This is a genomic window from Tessaracoccus lapidicaptus, assembly GCF_001693815.1.
Classification (GTDB): domain Bacteria; phylum Actinomycetota; class Actinomycetes; order Propionibacteriales; family Propionibacteriaceae; genus Arachnia; species Arachnia lapidicapta.
This window is the reverse complement of the sequence record NZ_MBQD01000002.1, coordinates 23,176-46,058: the sequence shown is the minus strand read 5'-3', so window position 1 is coordinate 46,058 and position 22,883 is coordinate 23,176. Positions and strand designations below refer to the sequence as shown.

The 22,883-nt window shown below is 68.3% G+C and carries 20 protein-coding genes and 1 tRNA gene; 9 read left to right on the top strand and 12 right to left on the bottom strand.

What is annotated here, in order from left to right; all coding sequences use genetic code 11:
- Positions 1 to 255 precede the first annotated feature (255 nt).
- From BCR15_RS00850 to BCR15_RS00840, 3 genes are all read left to right on the top strand, one after another.
- Entirely contained in the window at positions 256 to 1,233 is a 978-nt protein-coding gene (locus BCR15_RS00850; RefSeq protein ID WP_068749549.1) for a ParA family protein, read from the top strand.
- The gene (locus tag BCR15_RS00845; protein WP_068749548.1) at positions 1,233 to 2,120 is read left to right on the top strand and encodes a ParB/RepB/Spo0J family partition protein; all 888 of its coding nucleotides are present in this window, start codon (positions 1,233 to 1,235) and stop codon (positions 2,118 to 2,120) included. The genes BCR15_RS00850 and BCR15_RS00845 overlap by 1 nt, the downstream gene beginning before the upstream one ends.
- 67 nt (positions 2,121 to 2,187) lie before the next feature.
- Entirely contained in the window at positions 2,188 to 2,547 is a 360-nt protein-coding gene (locus tag BCR15_RS00840; protein ID WP_068749547.1) for a DUF3817 domain-containing protein, read from the top strand.
- On the opposite strand, the gene BCR15_RS00835 is transcribed toward BCR15_RS00840, so the two are convergent.
- The 8 genes from BCR15_RS00835 to BCR15_RS00800 all read right to left on the bottom strand — a co-directional run bounded on the left by BCR15_RS00835 (position 2,544) and on the right by BCR15_RS00800 (position 9,556).
- The gene (locus tag BCR15_RS00835) at positions 2,544 to 3,245 is read right to left on the bottom strand and encodes an SURF1 family protein (RefSeq protein WP_068749546.1); all 702 of its coding nucleotides are present in this window, start codon (positions 3,243 to 3,245) and stop codon (positions 2,544 to 2,546) included. The genes BCR15_RS00840 and BCR15_RS00835 overlap by 4 nt on opposite strands.
- Position 3,246: 1 nt before the next feature.
- Complete coding sequence (locus BCR15_RS00830; protein WP_068749545.1) at positions 3,247 to 4,179, bottom strand: D-alanine--D-alanine ligase family protein; 933 nt, start codon at positions 4,177 to 4,179, stop codon at positions 3,247 to 3,249.
- A gap of 13 nt (positions 4,180 to 4,192) precedes the next feature.
- Positions 4,193 to 5,497, bottom strand: coding sequence for an aminotransferase-like domain-containing protein (locus BCR15_RS00825; RefSeq protein ID WP_228383354.1), 1,305 nt, complete (start codon positions 5,495 to 5,497; stop codon positions 4,193 to 4,195).
- Between the two features lie 80 nt (positions 5,498 to 5,577).
- Positions 5,578 to 6,159, bottom strand: coding sequence for a hypothetical protein (locus BCR15_RS00820; RefSeq protein ID WP_068749543.1), 582 nt, complete (start codon positions 6,157 to 6,159; stop codon positions 5,578 to 5,580).
- Position 6,160: 1 nt separating this feature from the next.
- Positions 6,161 to 6,478, bottom strand: a complete 318-nt coding sequence (trxA, locus tag BCR15_RS00815) for a thioredoxin (RefSeq protein WP_068749542.1) — start codon at positions 6,476 to 6,478, stop codon at positions 6,161 to 6,163.
- A 38-nt stretch (positions 6,479 to 6,516) separates the two neighbouring features.
- The gene (gene trxB, locus BCR15_RS00810) at positions 6,517 to 7,476 is read right to left on the bottom strand and encodes a thioredoxin-disulfide reductase (protein WP_068749541.1); all 960 of its coding nucleotides are present in this window, start codon (positions 7,474 to 7,476) and stop codon (positions 6,517 to 6,519) included.
- Between the two features lie 104 nt (positions 7,477 to 7,580).
- Positions 7,581 to 8,507 carry an enoyl-CoA hydratase/isomerase family protein gene (locus BCR15_RS00805; RefSeq protein WP_068749540.1) on the bottom strand — a complete coding sequence of 309 codons (927 nt, stop codon included), beginning with the start codon at positions 8,505 to 8,507 and terminating at the stop codon, positions 7,581 to 7,583.
- 77 nt (positions 8,508 to 8,584) lie between these two features.
- Positions 8,585 to 9,556, bottom strand: coding sequence for a sugar-binding transcriptional regulator (locus BCR15_RS00800; protein WP_068749624.1), 972 nt, complete (start codon positions 9,554 to 9,556; stop codon positions 8,585 to 8,587).
- Between the two features lie 135 nt (positions 9,557 to 9,691).
- Between BCR15_RS00800 and BCR15_RS00795 the strand changes: the two genes are divergently transcribed.
- A complete protein-coding gene (locus BCR15_RS00795) occupies positions 9,692 to 11,404 on the top strand; it encodes a glycerol-3-phosphate dehydrogenase/oxidase (RefSeq protein WP_068749539.1) in 1,713 nt (570 codons plus the stop codon).
- Positions 11,405 to 11,472: 68 nt separating this feature from the next.
- Here BCR15_RS00795 and BCR15_RS00790 read toward each other — a convergent pair whose 3' ends face one another.
- The gene (locus BCR15_RS00790; protein WP_218058932.1) at positions 11,473 to 12,783 is read right to left on the bottom strand and encodes an MFS transporter; all 1,311 of its coding nucleotides are present in this window, start codon (positions 12,781 to 12,783) and stop codon (positions 11,473 to 11,475) included.
- A gap of 115 nt (positions 12,784 to 12,898) precedes the next feature.
- Between BCR15_RS00790 and BCR15_RS00785 the strand changes: the two genes are divergently transcribed.
- The 5 genes from BCR15_RS00785 (at position 12,899) to BCR15_RS00770 (ending at position 16,133) form a co-directional block, all read left to right on the top strand.
- Positions 12,899 to 12,971, top strand: a tRNA-Ala gene (locus BCR15_RS00785).
- Between the two features lie 141 nt (positions 12,972 to 13,112).
- A complete protein-coding gene (locus BCR15_RS00780; RefSeq protein ID WP_083196539.1) occupies positions 13,113 to 14,321 on the top strand; it encodes a site-specific integrase in 1,209 nt (402 codons plus the stop codon).
- A gap of 70 nt (positions 14,322 to 14,391) precedes the next feature.
- Positions 14,392 to 14,622, top strand: coding sequence for a helix-turn-helix domain-containing protein (locus BCR15_RS00775; protein ID WP_068749536.1), 231 nt, complete (start codon positions 14,392 to 14,394; stop codon positions 14,620 to 14,622).
- Positions 14,623 to 14,718: 96 nt separating this feature from the next.
- Positions 14,719 to 15,393 carry a helix-turn-helix domain-containing protein gene (locus BCR15_RS14190; protein ID WP_083196538.1) on the top strand — a complete coding sequence of 225 codons (675 nt, stop codon included), beginning with the start codon at positions 14,719 to 14,721 and terminating at the stop codon, positions 15,391 to 15,393.
- A 35-nt stretch (positions 15,394 to 15,428) separates the two neighbouring features.
- Entirely contained in the window at positions 15,429 to 16,133 is a 705-nt protein-coding gene (locus BCR15_RS00770; RefSeq protein WP_068749535.1) for a hypothetical protein, read from the top strand.
- Positions 16,134 to 16,174: 41 nt separating this feature from the next.
- On the opposite strand, the gene mobF is transcribed toward BCR15_RS00770, so the two are convergent.
- The 3 genes from mobF to BCR15_RS00755 form a co-directional block, all read right to left on the bottom strand.
- Positions 16,175 to 20,017: a MobF family relaxase gene (gene mobF, locus BCR15_RS00765; RefSeq protein WP_176715160.1), complete on the bottom strand. Its 3,843-nt coding sequence runs from the start codon at positions 20,015 to 20,017 to the stop codon at positions 16,175 to 16,177.
- A 207-nt stretch (positions 20,018 to 20,224) separates the two neighbouring features.
- Positions 20,225 to 20,899, bottom strand: coding sequence for a response regulator (locus BCR15_RS00760; RefSeq protein WP_068749533.1), 675 nt, complete (start codon positions 20,897 to 20,899; stop codon positions 20,225 to 20,227).
- Positions 20,892 to 22,703 carry a PAS domain-containing sensor histidine kinase gene (locus BCR15_RS00755; protein WP_176715159.1) on the bottom strand — a complete coding sequence of 604 codons (1,812 nt, stop codon included), beginning with the start codon at positions 22,701 to 22,703 and terminating at the stop codon, positions 20,892 to 20,894. Before BCR15_RS00755 ends, BCR15_RS00760 begins: the two co-directional genes overlap by 8 nt.
- Positions 22,704 to 22,883 lie beyond the last annotated feature (180 nt).

The window sequence follows — 22,883 nt, the reverse complement described above, 5'->3', positions numbered from 1 at the left end:
GCTCGCCTGCGCTTCATGGATCCCGACTCGGATCAGGGGCGGGACTCCGATCCTCAGACGGTGGCACCAATGACGTCAGATCTCCCTCCTGCGGCCCGTATGTGGGCTCGGCGCGGCGTTCGACGGCGTGTCGTGCCGGTATGGGAGGGCGTGGGTTTGGTGCGTTTCACGTGAAACGGTGCGCGACGCGCCAACGAAGTTTCGCACGACTGACGGGTTGGGTAGAGTCGTCGCGGATCACCGAGGAGGCCCTGGATGGCGTTGTTCTTCCGCAAGCGCAAGCAGCAGATCAATGAAGACGAGCTGTGGAAGGAACACAGCAACGTTTCACGTGAAACGGCTACCGCTCCACGACGAGCGGCCCACGACCTCCACGCCAGCATCGACTCCGAGTACGGCGATGAGTTCATCGACTTCAGCGAGCCCAGCCCGACGCTGCCCAGGCCCGAACGGCCCCGCATCTTCGTGGTGGCCAACCAGAAGGGCGGCGTGGGGAAGACGACGACCACTGTCAACCTGGCGCATGCGCTCGCGATGGGCGGTTTGAACGTGCTGGTCGTTGACACGGACCCACAGGGGAACGCGTCGACTGCCCTCGGCGTGCCCCACTCGCCGGGGACGAAGGGCACATACGAGGTGCTGATGGAGGGGATCGGCATCATCGAGCACGCCCAGCCCTCGCCGCACTCCCCTAACCTCCATGTGCTGCCTGCCGCCATCGACCTGGCCGCGGCGGAACTGGAGCTCGTCAACATGCGAGGCCGTGAACACCGCATGCGCGACGCGATCATGCAGTACATCGACGAGTCCGGAGTCGACTACATCTTCTTCGACTGCCCGCCGTCCCTCGGCCTGCTCACGCTGAACGCCCTGGTGGCGTCCACGGAGATTTTGGTGCCCATTCAGACCGAGTACTACGCCCTTGAGGGCGTGACGCAGCTGATGCGGACCATTCAGCGCGTGAAGGGCAATCTCAACGACTCGATCGAGCTGAGCACCATCCTGCTCACGATGTACGACAGCCGCACGAACCTCTCGCGGGAGGTCGCCGACGAGGTGCGCAAGCACTTCCCGACCCAGACGCTGTCGAACGAGATCCCGCGGTCCGTGCGCATCGCGGAAGCGCCGAGCTTCCAGCAGACAGTCCTCAACTACCAGCCGAAGTCCCCTGGCGCCGTCGCCTATCTGGCCGCCGCCAAGGAGCTCGCCGAACGAGTGGCGGTGACCAAGTGATGGCAGCGATGAAGAAGAGTGCCCTCGGACAAGGGCTGGGGGACCTGTTCGCCCGCACCGACGCCGACGAGGTGGCGACGCTGAGCGACGGCTCAGAGTTCGCTGAGATCCCGGTGGGCAGCATCAGCCCGAACCCGCAGCAGCCGCGCACGGTCTTCGACGAAGACGACCTGCAGGAGCTTGCCGAGTCGATCCGCGAGTTCGGCGTGCTCCAGCCCATCGTGGTCAGAAGGGCCGGGGAGGGCCGGTTCGAGCTCGTCATGGGCGAGCGACGATGGCGCGCCAGCCAGCAGGCAGGCCGCGACACCGTCCCGGCGATCATCAGAGGCACCGACGACACCGCGCTCCTGCGCGACGCCCTGCTGGAGAACCTGCACCGCGCCAATCTCAACCCGATCGAGGAAGCGAACGCCTACGCCCAGCTCCTTCAGGACTTCGACTGCACCAAGGAAGATCTGGCCCAGCGCATCCACCGGTCCCGCCCGCAGGTATCCAACACGCTCAGATTGCTGAACCTCCCCCCGAGGGTGCAGTCCAAGGTCGCCGCCAACGTCATCTCAGCCGGTCACGCCCGCGCGCTCCTGGGGCTCGACGATGCCGCCGAGCAGGAGCGCCTCGCTGACCGTATCGTCGCCGAGGGCTTGTCGGTCCGCTCGACGGAGGAGATCGTTGCGCTCGGCCGCGGCCGAGAGGAGAAGCGGCCCATGGTGAGAACGCCGCGCATGCCCTCGGAGCGGGAACGAGACCTGTCGACGCACCTCAGCGACCACTTCGACACCCGGGTGCGGGTCGCCATCGGGAGGAACAAGGGCAAGATCACCATCGAATTCGCATCCGGCGACGATCTGGAACGCATCATGGCTATCTTGGACGGCCGAACGGTATAGCTCCACGACGCCAAACAGATAAACATCCAAACAGCTATATCGACAAAACGATCAAGAGAGGCGCCGAATGACCTCGCCCACCATGTCCATCCCCGACGACGACGTCGCAGCCGTCCGATCGGCGCTCCTGCGCTACCGGATCATGGCCTGGGTCGTCGGGATCCTGCTCGTCGTGCTGGTCCTCGTGGGGCTGCCGCTCAAGTACATCTGGGGCGACGGCCGCGTCGTCACCTGGACCGGCATGCCGCACGGCTGGCTCTACATGGTCCTGCTCATCACCGCGTACGACCTCGGCCGCCGCGTGAACTGGTCGATCAAGTGGTTCCTCGCCATCATGGCGGCGGGCACCGTGCCGTTCCTGTCGTTCGTGGCCGAGCACTTCGCCACCAAGGATGTCCGCGCGAAGCTCCGGGCTTCGACCGCCTAGTCGCTCGGCCGGTTCGCCGCCGCTCGCTCGGCGTCCTTCGCGAAACCACGGGCGGCGTACACGCCGAACGCGACAGCGCCCGCGGCGAACACCCACCACTGGAGCGCGTAGCCCCGGTGGGTGGGGGACCCTTCGGTGGACGGCAGCGTGAGCGAGGCGGCGTCGAGCCCCTGACGTGCGGCCTCGTCGGCCGGCAGTGTCACGTACCCCGCCACCAGCGGCGACGGCCACGTCTGCGCGAGCGTCTGGATGCGTAGCGATCCCAGGTCGGCGCCCCCCGCGACACCTTCCGCGGGCAGATCCGGCGCCAGGAACACGCCGACGATGTTCTGGTTCCCCGACGGCGCGGCCGGCGGCTCTGCGCCCTCGGCGACGGCGCCGCGCACCACCGCCACATGCCGGCCGTCAGTCATCCGCAAGGCCGTGACGACGCGCAGCGGCGCAGCCTCGCCGACGAGCACCTCGTCCGGCAGGTACGTTCCCTCGAGGGTGACCCTCCGACCGTAGACGTCCGCCACCTCACCGGACTCGCTCACACTCTCGGCCAGGGCCACGGGCGCCTCCGCGGCCCGCTCAGCGGACACGTCGCGCGTCGACTCCTGGTACGACGCCATCTGCCACAGGCCGAGCAGCAGCATCACGCCCGCGACGACGACACCCGCAATGATGGCGAGCGCCTGCTTCGTCCGCAGCCCCATGTCAGGCGCGCGCGAGGTCGACCAGCGTCGCGAACACCTCGCCCAGCTCCCGGCCGGCGGCCTCGAAGGCCAGCGGTGCGAGCGACGTCTCCGTCATGCCGGGCGCGACGTTGCCCTCGAAGAACACCGGCCGGCCGGAGGCCTCGACGATCATGTCCGTGCGCGACAAGTGCCGCAGCCCCAGGGCCCGGTGCACCGCCACCGCGAGCTCCCGCGCGGCCAGGAGTGCGTCGTCGGACAGCTCGGCGGGGGTGACGAACCGGGTCTGACCAGCCGTGTAGCGCGACTCGTAGTCGTACACGCCGGACTCGGGACGGATCTCGACGGGGGGCAGCGCCACCGGCCCCGACCCGTCGTCGAGGACGGTGACGGCGATCTCGGTGCCGGCCACGTAGGACTCGATGACCGCGACCGATCCGTACGCGTAGGCCGCCACGAGCGCCGCGGGGAGCCCGGACGCGTCGTCGACCTTGGTGACGCCGAGCGCTGAGCCGCTGCGCGACGGCTTGACCATGAGCGGGTAGCCCAGCTGTGCTCCGATGCCCTCCATGAGGGCCGGCGCGCCGAGCTCGCGGAAGATGTCGTGGGGAAGAGCGATCTGCTTGGGGGCGGCGAGCCCGGCTGCGCGGACGACCGACGTCGCGATGGACTTGTCGAACGTCAGCCGCGACGACGCCCCCGTCGGCCCGACGAAGGGCACGTTCAGGACCTCGAGGACCTCCCGGAACGCTCCGTCCTCGCCGAGTCCCCCGTGCAGCATGGGGACGACCACGGCGTCCGGCGTGCGGCGCAGCAACGGCACCAGGTCGGCGTTGACGTCCGCCTCGATCACCTCGCGGCCGACGTCACGCAGCGCCTGCGCGACCCGCCGGCCCGACCGCAGCGACACGTCGCGCTCGTGGCTGAGCCCACCGGCAATCACGATGATCGTCATGGATAACTCCTTGTCAGGTGAGATCGGGTCCGGGGCCGGTGGGGCGCCGCAACTCGTGGGGTGAGGCGTCGATGCCGAAGGTGTCCATGACTTCCAGCTCGCGGCGGACCACGTCGGCGAAGCGCTGCACGCCGATGCGGATGCGGTCGGCGGGCGGGAAACAGTACGAGAGCCGGACGTTGCGGGCGCCCTGGCCGTCGGCGTAGAACGCTCCGCCGGGCACGAACGCGACGCGCGCGTTGACGCCGCGCGGGAGCATCGCCTGCGAGTCGAGCCCTTCGGGGAGCGTGACCCAGACGAAGAAGCCCCCGGCGGGACGCGTCCAGGATGCGCCGTCGGGCATCTCCTCGGCCAAGGCGTGCAGCATGGTGTCGCGGCGCTCGCGGTACATGTCGCGGTAGATCTCGATCTGTCCCTGCCAGTCCTGGGTCGCCAGGTACGTCGAGATCGCGAACTGGCTGAACACGGGCGGGCAGAGCGTCGCGGACTCCTGCGCGAGGACGAGCTTCTCGCGCACGGCGTGCGGGGCGAGGACCCAGCCGACGCGGAAGCCCGGGGCGAAGGTCTTGGAGAACGAGCCGAGGTAGATGACGTCGGCGTCCGCGGAGCGCATCGCCGGGATCGGGTCGGCGTCCAGCGTCAGCAGCCCGTACGGGTTGTCCTCGACGACGAGCACGCCCTCCTCGGCGCACACCGACAGGATGTCGAGGCGGCGCTCCCACGGCTGAGTCTTGCCGGACGGGTTGTTGAAGTTGGGGATCGTGTACAGGAACTTGATCCGCTTGCCGGCCTTCTTCAGCCTCGCCACGGTCTCGCGCAGCGCTGTGGGGTCCAGCCCGTCCTCGTCCGAACCGACGTGCACGACCTCGGTCTGGTAGCTGAGGAAGGTGCCGAGAGCTCCGACGTACGACGGCGACTCCGCGAGGATCACGTCGCCCGGGTCGCAGAAGATGCGCGTGACGAGATCGAGGCCCTGCTGGGACCCGGCGGTGATGACCACGTCGTCGGCGTGCGCGGTGATGCCCTCGAGCGCCATGACGTCGAGGATCTGCTCCCGGAGGGCCGGCTCACCCTGCCCCGAGCCGTATTGCATCACCTGCGTGCCGTTGCTGGTGATCATGTCGGCGATCGAGCCCGCGATCTCAGGCAGCGGCAGGTCCTTGATGTTCGGCATCCCACCGGCCAGCGACACGATCTCGGGGCGGTTGGCGACGGCGAACAACGCTCGGACGGCGGACACCCGCATGCCGTTGGTGCGCTGGGAGTAGCTGTCGACGAACCGGTCGAGCCGGGTGTCGTGTCTGGAGTGCTCGGTCACGATCCTTTACCTTGCCGTCAGGGACGCGGCGCGCCCTCTCGCATGCGCTCACTGTATCCCGTCAGGGAATGTGGGCCCGCTCAGCCCGCGGCGGCGACGGCGTCCTCGAACGCGGCCAGCTGCGTGGCCAGCTCGGCGGTGGCGTGTTCCGTGACGGCCAGCAGGAGGAGCCCGGTGCCCTGGGAGATGCGGCCGCACGCCGGCAGTGAGGTGTCCAGCGACGTGCCGCACAGCGTCCCGGCCCCGCCCACCTCGTTGGCGCCCTCGACGCCGGCGTCCGCGACGTAGGTGCTGACGTCGTCCTCGGGCCAGGTCATGACGAAGATGACCTTGTTGACGCCGTCGGAATAGTCGGCGCGCACGATGCGCTGGTTCTCCGGGGCGGGGCCCGAGCTCTCGGTCACGGCCCCGCGGACCAGGTCACCCACCTGGATGGGTGGATCCATGACGTAGGCCGGCGTGGGGGACCCCGACGGCGTCGGCGACGCGGTGCCGACCGAACGGCCGAGCGCGCCCCCGATGATCCCGCCGAGCACCAGCAGGACCACGAGTAGCGCGGGCCCGGCCGCCGCGACCCACCAGGGCCGCGGCCGCACCACGTCGGCCGGGGAGACCGGCTCCCAGGACTCCGGCGCCGACGGCGTCGCGGGGGAGTGCGTCATGTCAACGCAGCTCGTCGATGACCTTCTTGAGCGCGCCCTTCGTCTTGCCGCCCGTGAGCGACTTCACGACGCGCCCACCCTGGATGAACTGCAGCGTGGGCAGGCTCAGCACGCCCTGCTCCGCCGCCAGGTTCGGGTTGGTGTTGGTGTCGACCTTCACGAACTTGACGTCGCCGTACTCCCGCGACAGTTCGTCGATGATCGGGGCGATCTGCTTGCACGGCGAGCACCAGTCCGCCCAGTAGTCGACGACGACGAGCTGCCCCGCCATCAGCACCTCGTCGACGAACGTCTTCTCGGTCACGTCGGTCACTGCCATGAAATCGCCTTCCGGAATGTGTGGGTCGCGGACCGAGTCTAGGCGCTGACCGCCATGGGGACCGCGTCCTCGAGCGCCTGCAGGTAGCGCTCGGCGTCGAGGGCGGCGGAGCAGCCGCTCCCCGCGGCGGTGATCGCCTGCCGGTACGTGTGGTCGACGAGGTCGCCGCACGCGAACACGCCGGGGACGTTGGTGGCGGTCGACCGGCCGTCGACAAGGACGTATCCCTCGGCGTCGGTGTGCACCTGGTCCTTGACGAGGGCCGAGCGGGGGTCGTGGCCGATGGCGATGAACACGCCCTTGACGTCCAAGTCGCGCAGCTCGCCCGTGTGGGTGTCCTTCAACGTGATGGACTCCACCGAGTTCGCGCCGTTGATGCGCTCGACGACGGAGTTCCACGCGAACTCGATCTTGGGGTCGCGCATGGCGCGGTCCTGCATGATCTTCGACGCGCGCAGCTCGTCGCGCCGGTGGACGATGACGACCTTCGAGCCGAAGCGGCTGAGGAACGTCGCCTCCTCGACCGCCGAGTCGCCGCCGCCGATGACGGCGATGGGCTTGTCGCGGAAGAAGGCGCCGTCACACGTGGCGCACCAGGAGACGCCGCGCCCGGACAGGCGCTCCTCGTCGGGGAGTCCCAGCTTGCGGTAGCCGGAGCCCATGGCGAGGATCACGGTCTTGGCGTGGTACTCCTTGTCGTAGGAGTCCTTGACGATCTTGACTTCGCCCGTGAGGTCGACGGCGGTGGCGTCGTCGGTGATGAGCTCGGCTCCGAAGCGCTCAGCCTGCTTGCGCATCTGGTCCATGAGCTCCGGGCCCATTATGCCCTCGGCGAAGCCCGGGTAGTTCTCCACCTCGGTGGTGTTCATGAGCGCTCCGCCACCCTCGAACGAGCCCTCGAAGACGACGGGCTTGAGGTTGGCGCGCGCGGCGTAGATGGCCGCCGTGTAGCCGGCCGGACCTGAGCCGATGATGATGACGTCGTGGACGGTGGACATGCTTCTCCTTCACCAGGGGCGGGATAGCCAGCCCCATCGTAGTGTGTGCTCACTCCCACCAGCATACCCTGGGGGGCATGTCCTCTATCGCCGGGCCGTCGCCGTCAGTAGTCGAAGACGCGGTCCACCTCGGCGGTCGGCACCTCCTCGAGCGACGTGTGGCGCCACTGCGGCCGGTTGTCCTTGTCGATCAGCAGGGCGCGGACACCCTCGACGAAGTCCCCGGACGGAATGACCGACTCGGCCAGCCTGAGATCCTGGGCCAGCACCTCGTTGAGCCGCAGGGACCGCGCGCGCAGCAGAGCGCGCATCGCGACGTGCACGGAGAAGGGGCTGCGCGCCCGCAGGTCGCGGGCCGCCTGGCGCGCCGCCTCCGCGGGATGGTGCTCGAGTCGATGCGCGATCTCGACGACGTCGTCGGAGGAGTAGCAGTCGTGGATCCACGCGGCCGAGTCCTCGAACAGGGGAGCGGGGAGCTCGCCGTCGGCCGATTCGTCGGCCAACCCCATGAGGAGCGCGTCGCCGCCCGTGAAGGTGGCCGCGGTCAGCGCCACGTGCACGCCGACGGCGCCCGCCCGCGACAGTTCGTACATGACGCCCGCGTCGGGGAAGAAGCCGATCTTCGTCTCCGGCATGGCCATGACGGTGTCGGCGTAGACGATCCGGCGGTCCACATGGCCGCCGATGCCCAGCCCACCGCCCATCGCGATGCCGCGGAGGAACGACGTGACGGGCTTGGTGTAGTCCGCGAACATCATGTCGAGGGCGTACTCGGTCTCGAGATAGCGGAGGAACGGGCCGCCCTCGCGCACCGTCTCGGCTAGGGCGCGGACGTCGGCGCCGGCACAGAAGCCGCGCTCGCCCTCGCCCGCCAGCTCGACGGCGGTCACCGCGTCGTCGTCGTGCCAGGCGGTGAGCGCGTCGTACATGGCGGTGAACATGTCCTCGGTGAGGGCGTTGATCGCCCGGGGACGGTTGAGCGTGATCCGCGCGATGCCGTCCTGCACCTCGGTCAGGATGTATTCAGACATGGGGGACAGCCTAGGTGGTCGCGCACGTGCGTGTCAGTTGGCGGCTCCAGGCCGCGCTGACTAGCGGCGACGCCCGCTCAGGCCAGCCGGATGCCCGGCTTCATGCGGTTGAGGACCGCGCGGGCGGTCTCGGCGTCGATGACGAGATCGGTGGCGACGCCCGCCCTCAGGGCACCCAGGACCGGCGCGGCCTTCGACAGGCCGCTGACGACGCAGATCCGCTTCGGGATGGCCTGCAGCTCGCCGGGGGTCATCCCCGTGGCGCGCTTGTTGATCTCCAGGTCCCGGTAGGAGCCGTCCTCGCGCACCATGACCGTGCAGACGTCGCCGACGACGTTGTTCTCCCGCAGGTAGCGCAGGTCAGCGTCGCTCAGATAGTTCGACGAGTACACATGGCTCTGCAGCTCGGAGTGCAGCCCACCGACGCCGAACAAGGCGATCCGGCAGTTGGCCCGCACCGACAGGATGTGCCGGGTGCTCTGCTCCCGCCACATCGCCTCCTTCGTCGCGGGGTCGTCGAAGAACGCGGGCAGCGCCAAGAGCTGTTCCTGGCCCCCGAGCGCGGTGGCGAACTTGTGGAGGATCGACCCCACATACGGCAGGCCGGTGGTCTGATGGTTGGCGCCGCCGTTGAGTCCGATGACGGTCACGCCGGTGAGGTCGCGGGGGCGCAGGTGCGTGGCGATCGCGGAGACCGTGGTGCCCCAGGCGATGCCGACGGTGTCGCCGTCCCGCACCATGTTCCCGAGCAGACCGGCGGCCATCCTGGCGACCTGGTCGAGCCGGAAGATGCTGCTGGCCCCCGGGCGCACGTGCACGAGGTGAGCCGTGACGTGGAAGTGGCGTTCGAACAGTTCGGCTAGCCGGTTCAGGGGGCGGTCCGGGTCGACGATGGTCACCCGGACGAGGCCGCGGTCGCGGGCCTCCTTCAGCAGCCGCGACACCGTCGAGCGCGACACCCCCAGGTGATGGGCGATGGCGTCCATGGTCTCGGCCTGCACGTAATACATACGCGCCACTGTCAGCAGCTGGTCGCTGGTCCTGCTCACCCGAGCCTCCGAGACGTCGATGTCGGCACCGTCGCGGCCCATCCTAGCGGTGACCTGCACGAACGTGCAGGGGTCTTGATTTAAACGTGCAGTGCACGAATCCTGGGAGTCCGCCAGCAGAGGAGCCAGCAGCAGATGACCGCACTCACCCAGGCCCAGCGTGCCACGTCGCTTCGTGCGATGGAGTCACAACACTTCGACGTCCTCGTCATCGGTGGCGGGGTGACCGGAGCGGGGATCGCGCTGGACGCCGCCTCCCGCGGACTGCGGACCGCCGTCGTCGAGGCCCAGGACTGGGCGTCTGGCACGTCGTCGCGGTCGTCGCGTCTCGTGCACGGCGGCTTGCGCTACCTCTACAACCTCGACTTCAAGCTCGTCGCCGAGGCGCTGACCGAGCGCGGACGGCTCCTCACCACCATCGCCCCGCACCTCGTCGAGGCGCAGCCGTTCCTGTGGCCGCTCAAGCAGCGGGTGATCGAGCGCGCGTACTCGGCGGTCGGCGTCGGGCTCTATGACGCGCTCGCGGTCGCGGGCGCCGGCTTCCGCAAGACGGTCCCGCTGCAGAAGCACCTCTCCAAGGACGGCGCTCGCGGGCGCTTCCCGGACATCAAGCCCGACGCGCTGATCGGCGCCATCGAGTTCTACGATGCCCGGGTCGACGACGCCCGCCTCGTCGTCACGCTCATCCGCACCGCGGTGAAGTACGGCGCCGAGGCCGCCAGCCGGGTCAAGGTCACCGGTGTCCGGAAGAACGACGCCGGGCGCGTGGACGGCGTCGAGGCCGTGGACCTGGAGAGCGGCGACACGCTCACCATCTCGGCCACGCGGGTGATCAACGCCACCGGCGTTTGGACCGAGCAGACCCAGAAGCTCGCCGGCAGCAGCGGCGGCCTCAAGGTCCTGGCCAGCAAGGGCATCCACATCGTGCTGCCCCGGGAGCGCATCAAGGCCAGCGCGGGCATGTTCCTGCGCACCGAGAAGTCGGTGCTGTTCATCATCCCCTGGCAGCACTACTGGGTCATCGGGACCACCGACACCGCCTGGCACGAGCAGCTCGAGCATCCGGTGCCGACCAGCGCCGACATCGACTACATCCTCGCCCACGCCAACGAGGTGCTCGCCGAGCCCCTCACCCGCGACGACATCATCGGCACGTACGCCGGGCTGCGGCCGCTGCTGCAGCCGGCGGTGCTGGACGAGTCGAAGTCGACGAAGGTGTCGCGGGAACACACCGTCACGGAGGTCGCACCCGGCATGGTCTCGATCGCCGGCGGCAAGCTGACGACCTACCGGGTGATGGCCGAGGACGCCGTCGACTTCGCGCTGGGCTCCGCCGAGGCGAAGGCGAAGCCGTCGGTCACGGCCGACCTCCCGCTGCTCGGCGCGGAGGGCTTCGCGGCGGCCCGCAACCAGGCCGACCGGCTCGGTGCCCGCTACGGCCTCGACGCCGACCGGATGAAGCATCTGCTGTCGCGCTACGGATCCGAGGTGGAGTCGCTGCTGGCGACCATCGACGCCGATCCGACCATGGGCCGGCCGCTGGCCGCCGCGCCGCAGTTCCTGCGCGCGGAGGTCGCCTGGGCGTGCACCGTCGAAGGGGCCCTGCACCTCGAGGACATCCTCGTCGCGCGCGTGCGGCTCAACTCGGAGTCGCGGGACCGGGGCGGCGCCGCCGTCGACGAGGTCGGCGAGATCGCGGCCGAGGTCCTGGGCTGGGACACGGCGCGGCTCGAGCGGGAGAAGGCGAACTATCGGGCCCGCATCGCTGCGGAGATCGCGGCGGAAGAGCAGCCGACCGACGCCGCGGCGTCGGCGGAACGGATCAAGGCCGACGACATCGTCGGCTGACCCTGACCGGCGCCGGCCGCCCCGCACCGTTCCCAGCGCGGCGGCCGGCGCCCCTCGGACCGCGAGCCTCAGCGGCCCCGCGACACCTCGGGCAGCCGCCACCCCCACACCGCACCGAGGAGCCCGAGCCCGGCGAGGAACAGCAGCGCCCACGTCACACCCGCCAGCGCGAGCACGGAGCTGATGCCGCCCACGATGAGCAGGATGACGCCCATCGCGGTGTTCGACACCGCGACGTACGCCGTCCGCAGGTCCCCCTCGGCCATGTCAACGACGTAGGTCTTGCGCCCCACCCGCACGCCCGTGTGCAGCAGGGTGAGGAGGAAGTAGCCCGTCACCAGGACGACCGTGCCCCAGGTGGAGGCCCCGTCGAAGCCCGGGACCGAGACCAGGGCCACCAGCACGAGCACCACGAGCGACGCGACGGCCCCCGTCGCGGCCATGAGGACGCGGCTCGACCGGTCAGCGGCGCGCCCGAAGATCCGGCCGCCGATGAGGGACGCTACACCGGAGGCGATGACGAACCCGCCCAGGCCTGCCAGCGTGCTGGAGCCGGCCGTCGCGGCGAGCGTGACGACGAACGGCGGGCTGAGCGCGGAGACCAGCAGGAAGCTGCGGGTGGTGACGAAGCTGCGGAACTCACGGTCGTCGCGGAGGAGTCGCAGGACGCCGACGGGGGAGTCGGTGTCGTCGCCGGTGGTGGGCCCGTCCTCGACGGGCTCGCGGATGCCGGCCTGGACGGCCGCCGTCGCCACCCAGAACGCGGCTCCGAGGGCGAGGAGCCATGCCAGCTGGGTCGCCGAGAGGTTCTCGCCCGCGAAGATCCGCAGCGCGAGACCGAGCGTGATCGCGACGATGCCCGCGGCCATGGTGCCCAGCCCGTTGATCTGGCCCCGCTCGCCCTTGGGCACCGTGCGGCCCTGGACGTCCTTCGACGCGATCGACGTCAGGCAACGGCCGAGCGAGAACACGGCCAGGGCCCCGACGATCGCGACGCCCGCCGTCGTCCCGGAGCCGACGGCGGCCACCAGCGCCATCGCCGCCACCGAGACCGCCTGAACCACCGAACCCAGCACCAGCACCCACGTCCGGCGCCGGACCCGCACGACGAGCGGGGTGAGGAACGCCTGCGGCAGCATGGAGCCGGACTCGCGGATGGGCACGAGGAGGCCGATCAAAGCCGCCGGTGCGCCCAGTGCGTGCAGCAGCCACGGCAGGACGGTCGACGGCTTGACGATCTGGTCGCCCGACGACTGCAGCGCGCTGGAGAGCACCAGGCGCATCCCATTGCCAGCGACGTGGCGGCCGGCGTCCCCCGGGAGGGCCTGCTCGGCTTCCAGGTCGCGGCGCATCACCGCGGAGTACAGGCGTTCGGACATGCTCACGACGCCGACCCTAGGACACGGGGCCGACAGGCGGCTGGAGGTGTCGCGGAGTCCCGGATCCGCTGAGGTGTGTCGCCCGGCGGCGCTGCCCTATACTTGCCGTCGATTCGGGGCATTAACTCAATTGGTAGAGTGCCACCTTTGCAAGGTGGAAGTTAGGGGTTCGAGTCCCCTATGCTCCACGGCTGAACTCCCTAGTCAAACGCCCTTGACTAGGGAGTTTGCATGTTTGACCCTGGACTCCGGTGCCCTCAGGGGGACACTATGGAGCACACTCGTGGAACGTTCGTGGAACGCCGTAGACCGACTGAGGCGGGGTTCCTATGGTCATGAGACGGTTCGGATCAACCAAACGGCTGCCCAGCGGGCGCTATCGGGCAAGCTTCGTCCACCCCCACGATTCCACGCGCAGGGTCGCTGCCCCGGTGACTTTCACGCACAAGGCCGACGCCGAGCATTGGCTGCGACTCCAGCAGAGGGCCATTGAACGAGGCGAGTGGCTCTCCCCTGAGGAGGAGGCGGTTCGCCGTCCCCAACGGCGAACCCTTCAAGAGACGTATGACCGGTTCCTGGCCCAGCGTCCGCGGCCATTGGCTCTCTCCACTCTCACCGCGTATGAGCAAGACTGGCGTCTGCGGATCGTTCCCCACTGGGGGGCCGAGCGTGACGTGAAAACCATCACCCACGACGACGTGTGGCAATGGCGCCAGGGCCCGCTGGCCGCTGAGCGCCGCCGCGACCGGTCGTCGTTGGCCTTGTTCAGTGAGTTGCTGGCTAAGGCGGCGCATTGGGGATGGATCGACAAGAACCCCGCCGCCGGCGTGAGCATCCCGCGACAGACGAAGGCGATGGAGCAGCGTCACGTGTTCGACCTGGACGACGTACGACGCTACCTGCAAGCCGCCGAACCTCAGCACGTGGCGTTGTTGGCCACGGTGGCCCTGGGCGGGTTGAGATCCGGTGAGGTCCGCGGTCTGCGTCGGATGGACCTCGACCTCGAGGGGCGGCGGATCCTGGTGCGCCAGGCGATCGAGCATGGCAAGGACGGCGATGCCTACCGCGTGGGTGTGAAGGTTCCCAAGACGTCGGCCGGCATCCGCTCGCTGCCGATGTCGACGACGTTGGTGACGATCTTGCGGGATCACCTCACGTTGCATCCGAGGTCGCCGGAGCAGCTCGTGTTCACCGTCGCGGATGGCAAGCCGATGGGGCCGGCCGAGGCCGACCGGCGGCACAACAGGGCGCTGGCCAATATGGGGTTGCGGACCCCAGAGGCGGAGCGGCGCCGATTATGGAGGAAGGGGCTCCCGGTACCGAAGGAGGATCACATCACGCTGCACGACCTTCGTGCTTCGTACGCCGCGTGGCTCTTCAGCGAGGGATACACGATCGCGGAAGTCATGCTCTTGCTGGGGTGGAGCGATTCCCGCATGGCGCTGGAGGTCTACAGCCGTGTCTTCCCCCGCCGAGTCGAGAGCGTTGGTCCCAAGCAGGACGAAGCCCTCAAGGGCCTCACAGTGGTTGTGGCCTGAGGCTGGCCCCTGTCCTCGCGTTGGCCGTGCCTGACTGGGGTTCATAGGGGTATGAGCGAGAGGATCCTCGATGAACACGCGTAACAGCTCTGCCCGCACGTCGAAGGGCGGGGCCCGGCGTTGGGCCTCCCTGAAGGAGGCGGCTGAGTACATCAGCGTCCACCCCAAGACCCTGACCCGGCGCTTCAGCGACGGTTCCCTGATCCGGTACCGAGTTGGACGCCGGGTGATGGTCGATTTGGACGAGCTGGACGAACTCGTGGTCGCGAGCGCCGGCGGTCTCAAGACGATGGCCGGGTGACCGCATTGCGGGTGTCGGCTTCGTGGGCACAGACCGTAAGCTCGAAGTGCGAGTCGTATCTTGCCACTAGTCTTTTGGTACGTCTAGGCTTGTGGCATGGTGGGACTGTCGGTGGCTGAAGCAGCGGAACGGCTCGGCGTGAGTCGTCAACGTGTTGTGCAGTTGATCGGCGACGGGCGTCTCCATGCGGTTCGACTGGGTCGAAGTTGGGCCATTGCCGAAGGGGAGTTGGCGAGCTTTGAGGTGGCGCGTCGGCCGAGCGTGAGGCCGATGTCGGCACGGATGGCTCGGGCAATGGTGGATCTGATCGGCCAGGGTTTCGGTGAGCCGGCTGGTGTGTCGTGGCAAGGGCTGCAGGATCGGGAGCGTTCGCGCCTGCGACGTCGGTGGGAGCAGTTGCGGGCCAGCGAGGAGCCGGCGTCGTTATTGCGGGCATGGCTGCCGCGTCGCTGTGATGTGGGTCGGTTCTCATTTCAGGGGGACGCTGCGGAGTTATTCGCGGATTCTCGGCTCAGCCCTGGTGGCGCCGCGCATCCTGCGCTTGGTTTGGCGGGTGGGGCACTGCTGGAGCCGCACGTCGCGGAGTCCGATCGGGAGGGCGTGATCTGGGATCTATTGCTAGTGGCGGTCCCGGACGGAAACGTGCTGTTGCGTTCCGAGCCGGTGGTCAGGGTGGATCTGGCGGCGTGTCTGGTCGATGTTGCCGATGCGGGTGGGGGCAGGAATGACCGGGCCGTTGCTGAATGCCTGTCCGAAGTGAGGCGACGGTGACTCCTCTGCGGCCACCGGTGAGGATGCCGGAGTGGGTGCCGTCGGCTCAGCGTGAGGCCTGGCTGCTGGCCGGACGGCTCTACCAGCGCGTTCCGGGCGGATGGACGATTGTCGGTGGCCAGATGGTGCAGTTCCATGGGTGGCGCGCAGGGGCTGTTCCGACCCGAGCGACAACCGATCTTGACGCCGGGATTGCCGCCCGGGCCAACCCGTCGGCGTTTCCGTCCATCTCGGGCGCGGTCCAGGAGCTGGGGCTTCGGCCGGTTCTCCACCCCAGCGGTGTCGAGCATCGTTGGTACAAGAAACTCGACGGTGGAGGCGAGGTTCGGGTTGACCTGCTGTTGCCGGCGGGCCTCGGGGCGCGTGGCCAGCCATCGGCCAACGGGCGTCCCGGTGTTCAGTCGCACGGAGTCCAGTGGGCTACGGACCTGAGCCGACTGTGGACCTTGGCGGTGGCTGATCATCATTTCACCGTGCCTGTCCCGTCGCTGCTCGGTGCGGTTGTGGCGAAGGCCTCGGCGTTGCTGAACGTCTCTGATCGGGATCCTGCGCGCCACCTCTCAGACATCGCCTTCCTTGCCGGCATCGCGACGGCGGAGGACCTCTCGGAGAACCTGACGAGTGCGCAGGCCGCTCGCGTCATCGATGCGGTGGCGCGGGTGACGAGTCCCGGAGTAGCTCTCCTTCGGCTGCGGATGGCGATGGAGCGCGTTATGCGAAGTGAGCGCATGAAGCCGTAGCGCGCGCCGTGGCTTGCTCCCCTCAAATCGGCGGGACGTGGTCATCGGCGGGGACCTCCGGTGTGTCGTGATGGACGTCGTAGGTGTTCGGGCCGTGGCCGGGATGATGGCTGATCGACGTGCGGCTCGACGGTGTAGGCCACCGACGGCTCGGCGTCCGTCTGGCGCTGCAGGATCCGCCAGTAGAGGGCCGCGGCGGGTCGCTCTGCGGGGAGTGGTCCTTCTGCCAGCGCGTTGGCGACGAGGGCCCCAGCTGGGATCCCGCGTTCGCCGAGCAGGGTGAGGTGCCTGGCCAGCCCGATGACGCCGGGGTCGTGGTCCAGGCCCTGACCCAGGGCGCGCAGTTGCGCCACGCCCAGGCTCGGTATCGCGGTCAGGAGTTCCCTGTCGAGCTGGTTCTGGTAGTGCCGCGCGGATCCGTCCTGCGCGCGTCCTCCGGTGGGGTGGCGGTCCTCGGGGTCGACGTCCGTGGCGGCTCGCCACACGGCCACATCGCCGAGCAGGTGCTGTGGAAGGTTCGTGTCGCTGGGTGCCCAGGTCGGGGTCGGGGCCTGCAGCGCGTCGAGGCGGACCTGTGCAGCGAGGCTGGTCACGTGCTGGGCGCGTGCGGTGAGGTAGGGACCCCAGCGCTCGTCGTCGGCTAGGGAAGCCGGGATGCGGGGGAGCCAGGGGAGGGGCCCGCCCGTGGGTTCGGGGATGAGGGTGGCCAGGGAAGCTGCAGGGTCTGCGATGTCCTCGAAGCGGTGGCCGGCTGCGATCCGGCGTAGATCATCGAGCGGGGCGGTACCGTCGGTGGCCGCGAGGAGCCGGTGCCGCAGAGTTGGCCAGGCATTGGCATCGGTGAGGCCAGGGACGACGTCGTCGGCCCCATGGTCGAGGATCTCCAGCTCGGGGGCGTGGCGGTGCTCGAGGGCGACGGTCAGCGCGTCCCGGTACCGGTTGACCGCGTCCGCGAGCCGCACGGCCGCATCGTGGGCGTGCGCGATGTCGCTGGTGACGGAGCGGGCGGCGCCGTCCCGGGCGAGTACGGATTCGAGGATCTCGACTGCGGTGGGCGGCCGCAGCGTCTCTGGCACGAAGGCGGAGTGTGGGTCACCCTGCCCGACGGTGGTGACGTAGCTGTGGTTGGCCTGTCGCCCGCGGGTCATGGCGACGTAGAGGAGTTGGCGGCTCTCCGTGCCGCTGAGGACGGTGTGGGCGGTGTCGACGGTTGAGCCTTGGGCGGTGTGGATGGTGGTGGCGTAGCCGAGTTCCGTGTGGTCGGCGACGTAGGCCGCGGGTAGCCACGCGCGGTGCCCGGTGGTGCGGTGCCGAACCAGGAGCCCGCCGTCGCGGTTGACGGTCTGGACGATCCAGCGGTCGCCGTTCATGACGAAGCCAGTGGTGGAGGTCCGGAGGCGTCGATCGTTGCGCCTGGTGAGGATCACATCGCCGACGCCTGCCAGGTTGCCGTCGGACAACGCAACGGCCAAGGCGTCCTCGGGAAGGAGCAACTGGCGGGCACGGCGGTTGAGTTCGGCGACGTCCTGACGGGTGCTGGCCAGCATCAGCGAGTCGAGGCCACGGTCGGTGTCGGCCTTCCAGGCTTGGAGCGCGCCGTCCAGCGCCGTTTCGGAACTGCCCGCATGGATGCGGTCATGGTCGAGGTACCAGCCCAGCGCGGTGGGGTCCCCCTGCCGGAGGGCGAGGGAGGCGGCCTTCTCGCCGTTGTCGACGAAGCGCAGCACCTCGTCGAGCTCGACGGCGCCGTGCACGCGTCGCAGGTCGCGCATCACGCCGCCCGCGCCGATGGCGGACAGCTGCCGGTCGTCGCCGATCAGGCGAACGCAGGCGCCTCGGGGGAGGGCGAAGTCGAGGAGCTCGGCGAGGGAGAGGGTGTCGGCCATTCCTGCCTCGTCCACGATGATCAGCGTCGCCGCATCCACCTGATCGGAATCGCCGTGGTGGAGGTCCCAGAGCAGTTTGGCGATGGTGGTGGCGTCACCCGTCGCCTCTGCGAGGACCGCGGCCGCGGCAGCCGACGGCGCCAGGCCCAGGACTCTGCCGCCGGACTCCTCCCAGGCCCGGGTGAGGACCCGCATCGCGGTCGTCTTCCCCGTGCCCGCGGCGGCCAGCCCCAGCTGCAGTTGGGCACCGCTGGTGGCCATGGCCCGCACCAGGCGTGCCTGCCCATCGTTCAGCGAGACTCCGTTGGCGGTCGACTCCAGCAAGGCGATCTCCACTGCGAAATCAGGAGCCTGGCGGCCCGCGGCGAGCGAGCCGGCTGCCACGATTCGCCGTTCCGCGTCGAGCACGGCCGGCGAGGTGTAGAGGCGAGATCCGGCGACCTCGTACATTGAGGAGCCGTCGACTCGGCGCAGTTCTGGGGGCTCTTCGATCCCGTCCCCGACGACGGTCAAGGGAACCGAGATGGCGAGTGCTCGGTCGAGGAGTTCCGTGGTGAGGAGTTCAGCCTGATTCGAGGTGGTGGCGAGTTCGCGGGACCGCCGGGACGCCTCACCGCGCAGGTGCCAGACCTGCCACGAAGCCCGCGACCGCGCGACCCGGTCCACCACTTCACCCGCCACGCGGTCCAACAGGACCTCCGTGATGTCGACGCGCGACGTAGTGGCGCGACCAAGCGAGTGGGCGAGGGCGCGCCCGATCCCTGCCACGCCGATCGCTGCTTCTGCCTGTGCCCGCCAGGTTCTGCGTTGCTCCTCATGCGAGCGGGGTGGGTGCTTCGCATCCCTGGTTTCGAGGGTGGCCTGCTGGGCCAGCCGGATCGCTTCCGCCGGCGTGGGAGGACGATCATGGCGCGTCTGAAACTCAGCCGCAAGCTCCGACTGACGAGACTCGATCAGCGCTCTGCGTGAGGACCACAGTTCCACCAGCTCGGAGGGAATCCCAACAACCTCCCGGACCGCTCGTCGCTCCAGCGTGCCGGGCTCGCGCTCGACGAACTCCAGCCCGAGCGCCTCGCGCAGGTGTGCCTCCAGCTGCGTGTTGTAGGTCTCGCTCACCGCCACCCGAGCCTGGTAGATGAGGCGGCCGTCGATGGAACGCCACTTCCCGTCCAAGCCCTGCACCTTGTTCGCAATCGCGACGTGGGTGTGAAGGTTCGGATCGCCGGCGCGGGAATCGCGATGTGTGAATGAGGCTGCGATGAGGCCCCGGACATCGATCTGCCGCACACCCGCGTGACCGGCGCGCGAGTACAACGCCTCATCCTCCAAGAACCGGAGCGCGTCATCGACCGCCGCGTCGTGGGCCCGTTCGATCGCCTCGGCAACGTCACGCGGGGCGATCGCCCAGAGTGCCGAGACCGACTTCACCGGAGTGAACGTCATGTCGAAACCTGCGCACGCAGTCGACGGTTCCCGGCTCAACCGGGACACCTCCGCGCCCAGTTCTGGGGTCGTTGGCAGGCGGCCGATGCGCGCCTCGAACGTCTCCCTCGCGACGTGATTCACGATGTCGGCTCGGACGTCGGTGGGCACCGTCGCCGTTGTCGGCACCCCCTCCGAGACGCGCCATGCTGCGGTGCGCTTCTCCACCTCCAGGCGGAACTCGTTGACCGCCCCGTGCACAGGGAAGGGCTGGCCGAGGCGGGCAGCCTCGGTGACCATCGCCTTTGTCGCGTCGCTCGGCAATGCGGACAGGCGGGCCTGCATGTTCGGGTGGAAGCCGGCGCCGAACAGGGCACTCATCTGCTCCGCTGTGACGACGTCACCGACGGAAAGGTCGCCGAGACCCGCGAGCCCACGGCCCCGCCACGACCCGGGCGCCTCGCCGCGTTCCGAGTAGTAGGAGGCCAGCGTCGCATGGCCCTTTTCCGTCGTGTCGTGCGCAGCAACCTGCCGGGTCAGGTAGTCGTACCCGGACCCCGCGGTGAGCTTGTGCAACGACACAACCATGCCCACTAGAACCCCGGACTCGGCCGCCTAACGCGCACAGACCCTCCGATGGTGCAGTGGGTGTGTGCGACTTCGGATCCGGGGGGGTACGAACAAGAACGACAGTGAGTCGGCCGCGGCGCCTGATCTAGCGGCGCGGCGCGCACGCCGAACTAGGCAGGTTGTCGAGCTACTTCGCCGGCAGGGCCAATACGACTATGCCTGGAAGCGATAGCCGACGCCGGGCACCGTGAGGAAGTGACGTGGGGATTGAGGCCCGTGCTCAAGCTTTTTCCTCAGCTGCGCCATGTAGACGCGCAGGTAGTGCGTCTGCTTAACGTAAGTCGGTCCCCACACCTCGCTGAGGATGTCTTCGGACGTGATGGCTTCACCGACTCGTTCAGTCAAGAGTCGGACGAGTTTCCATTCGGTGGGCGTGAGCCGTACAGGTGCGCCGTCGACGGTTGCACTCATGGCGGAGAAGTCCAGGGTGAAGGTCGGAGTCTCGACCCACGGAGTGGTTGCTGGACGCGCTGCTCGACGCAATGCGGCTCGCACGCGTGCCACGAGTTCCTCCAGGCCGAAGGGCTTGGTGACGAAGTCATCGGCTCCGGCCTCGAGTGCGCATACTTTGTCCGACTGGAGGGTGCGTGCGGAGAGCACAAGGAGTGGTTCGTTCGTCAGCGATCGCAGTATCCCAATCAGCTCTAATCCATCCATATCTGGGAGGCCCAGGCCGAGGACGATGAGGTCGGGCTCGGCAGAGCGAGCAGCGGTGATGGCCGCGCGAGCACTTGTTGCTTCTGTCACGCGGAAGCCTCGGGACTTGAGGCTGATGGTGAGGGAGCGCCTCAGTTTGTCGTCATCCTCAACCAGAAGGATGTCAGCCATGGGTTGTCCGTATCCGAAGGGTCATGGTCAGTCCCCCGCCCGGGGTGGCTGAGGGGGTCAGCGTCATGCCCATGGCTTCTGCGAAACCCTTCGCGATGGGAAGGCCGAGGCCCAGCCCGCCTCTGGTTGTTCCATTGAGGCGACGGAAGGGCGAGAACATGTCCTCATAGAGCTCGGCCGGTACTCCCTCGCCGCTATCAATGATCTCGAGGTCGATCGCGTCTCCGTTCCGACGCCCGCGAACTAGAACCGGTACGCCCTGTGGTGAATGACGAACAGCGTTGTCGATCAGATTTTCCACTGACCGCTCTAAGAGCGCTCGATCGGCCAGGAGATCGGGCAGATCGGTGGGGATGTCGAGCTCTATCGGGACGAGCACCCGACCCAACGGGGCCTCAAGGACGGCGAGCAAAGTCGTGGATTCCAGCCGGGCGGTGAAGCCTCCCGTCTCGATTCGGCGCAGGTCTATGAGAGATTCGATGAGCTGGCTGAGGCGCTCGGCGCTCGCGGCGATACCGCGCGAAAGCTCGCATCGCTCCAAGTCTGTGAGCCGGGTGTCTGAGGAGTTCAGGGCGGACGCGGAAGACATGATTGTGGAGAGAGGTGTGCGCAGGTCATGCCCGAGCGAGGCGATGACAGACTTCTCCAGGTTCACCTGCCGCTGGAGTCTCTCTGCCCTGTCCATTGCAGCCAGGGTCTCTGTTTGCAGAGCCACTTCGTGTTGTCTCAATCGCGTGATGTCCTCGATGACGCCGTCTATGATCAGATTCCCGTCGGTGTCGCGCGATACGTAGGCCGTGATACGGATCCACCCCAGCGCGTCATCGCCCTCTACGTCGCAGACCACCGGACCCCCGGTGCTCGCCGCCTCAGCGGCACGGGCCCACAGCTCATCGACGTCGGCGGCGGACACGGTGCCATCGGTCAGGCATCGCAAGGGCAGACATGTCCCTCGGCGGCCGATCAGGAGACGCTCGCCTCGCTCAGTGATGTAGTCCGTCTTGACCGCGTCGGGGTAAAGACGGAGGCGAAACACCCCCACTGGGGCGTTGGTGAGTATGAGCTCTCGCTGCCGCAGCAGCGCCCGCGTTCGGTCCTCTGCTGCCACCTCTGCATCGATCAGTCGAAGTGTGATCAGGAAGCCGATCGGATGTCCGCGATCGTCGGTGTACGGCCCGGCCGTCATCGACACCCAGTGCCTCGTGCCGTCGGCACCCATAACCTTGGTGCGCGTGGTCCCGTGGCTTGTCGTGACGAGTTGTGTGCGGAACGCACCCATTTCCTCCCGATGCTCCGGGTCGATCCAAGCTGTCCAGTCCTGGCCAATGAGCGTCTCTGGCAGGAGCCCGAGGAGCCGTTCGCTCGCGGGGGATGACCAGACGATGGTGTCTTGAGCGACGATGAGGACCAGATCATTGGACGTGTCCGAGACCAGGCGGTAGAGGTTCTCGCTGTGCTTGAGGCGCTCTACCGCTTGCACCTGGTCGGTGACGTCTCGGTAGGTGACGAGCAGGAGGTCGATGTCGAGACGGACCGCGCGAACATCGAAGAAGTGAACCGTGCCAGCATGAATGGCTGACCGCAAGGGCACCGAGTTGAGGCTCAGTGGAGTAGATCCGTCCGCCACAGCACAGAAAGACTCGAAGATCCCTGGGTCCATCTCGGGGAACGAGCTCGCCAGACCCTGGCCCACAAGGTCAGCCGCGCGCCGACCCGTAGCCGCCTCGAAGGCGGGATTGACCGCTCGAATTTCCAGGTCGCGAATGAGGCCCGTCGTGTCTCTTTGCGGGCGCAACAACTCCATGGGGTCCATGGAATGCTCGAAAATCGCTCTCCACGGAACCGCAGCCGGGAGATCACACATCGTCGCCAGGGGCGCGGGGCCCGGCGCTGCTCCACTCACCCCATCAGCATGTCAGATTCCTCGCATCGACGGGCGACTCGCGAGGGCAGTCCATCAAGAACGCATCAAGATTCCGTAGCT

Bases quoted from the DNA above. Each gene is read 5' to 3' on its own strand.
- BCR15_RS00820 (WP_068749543.1), bottom strand. From the start codon at position 6,159: ATGACGCACTCCCCCGCGACGCCGTCGGCGCCGGAGTCCTGGGAGCCG.
- trxB (WP_068749541.1), bottom strand. From the start codon at position 7,476: ATGTCCACCGTCCACGACGTCATCATCATCGGCTCAGGTCCGGCCGGC.
- BCR15_RS00760 (WP_068749533.1), bottom strand. From the start codon at position 20,899: ATGGCTGACATCCTTCTGGTTGAGGATGACGACAAACTGAGGCGCTCC.
- BCR15_RS00840 (WP_068749547.1), top strand. From the start codon at position 2,188: ATGACCTCGCCCACCATGTCCATCCCCGACGACGACGTCGCAGCCGTC.
- trxA (WP_068749542.1), bottom strand. From the start codon at position 6,478: ATGGCAGTGACCGACGTGACCGAGAAGACGTTCGTCGACGAGGTGCTG.
- BCR15_RS00755 (WP_176715159.1), bottom strand. From the start codon at position 22,703: ATGGAGTTGTTGCGCCCGCAAAGAGACACGACGGGCCTCATTCGCGAC.
- BCR15_RS00805 (WP_068749540.1), bottom strand. From the start codon at position 8,507: ATGTCTGAATACATCCTGACCGAGGTGCAGGACGGCATCGCGCGGATC.
- BCR15_RS00790 (WP_218058932.1), bottom strand. From the start codon at position 12,783: ATGTCCGAACGCCTGTACTCCGCGGTGATGCGCCGCGACCTGGAAGCC.
- BCR15_RS00830 (WP_068749545.1), bottom strand. From the start codon at position 4,179: ATGACGATCATCGTGATTGCCGGTGGGCTCAGCCACGAGCGCGACGTG.
- BCR15_RS00775 (WP_068749536.1), top strand. From the start codon at position 14,392: ATGAACACGCGTAACAGCTCTGCCCGCACGTCGAAGGGCGGGGCCCGG.
- BCR15_RS14190 (WP_083196538.1), top strand. From the start codon at position 14,719: ATGGTGGGACTGTCGGTGGCTGAAGCAGCGGAACGGCTCGGCGTGAGT.
- BCR15_RS00845 (WP_068749548.1), top strand. From the start codon at position 1,233: ATGGCAGCGATGAAGAAGAGTGCCCTCGGACAAGGGCTGGGGGACCTG.
- BCR15_RS00850 (WP_068749549.1), top strand. From the start codon at position 256: ATGGCGTTGTTCTTCCGCAAGCGCAAGCAGCAGATCAATGAAGACGAG.
- BCR15_RS00795 (WP_068749539.1), top strand. From the start codon at position 9,692: ATGACCGCACTCACCCAGGCCCAGCGTGCCACGTCGCTTCGTGCGATG.
- BCR15_RS00835 (WP_068749546.1), bottom strand. From the start codon at position 3,245: ATGGGGCTGCGGACGAAGCAGGCGCTCGCCATCATTGCGGGTGTCGTC.
- BCR15_RS00780 (WP_083196539.1), top strand. From the start codon at position 13,113: ATGGTCATGAGACGGTTCGGATCAACCAAACGGCTGCCCAGCGGGCGC.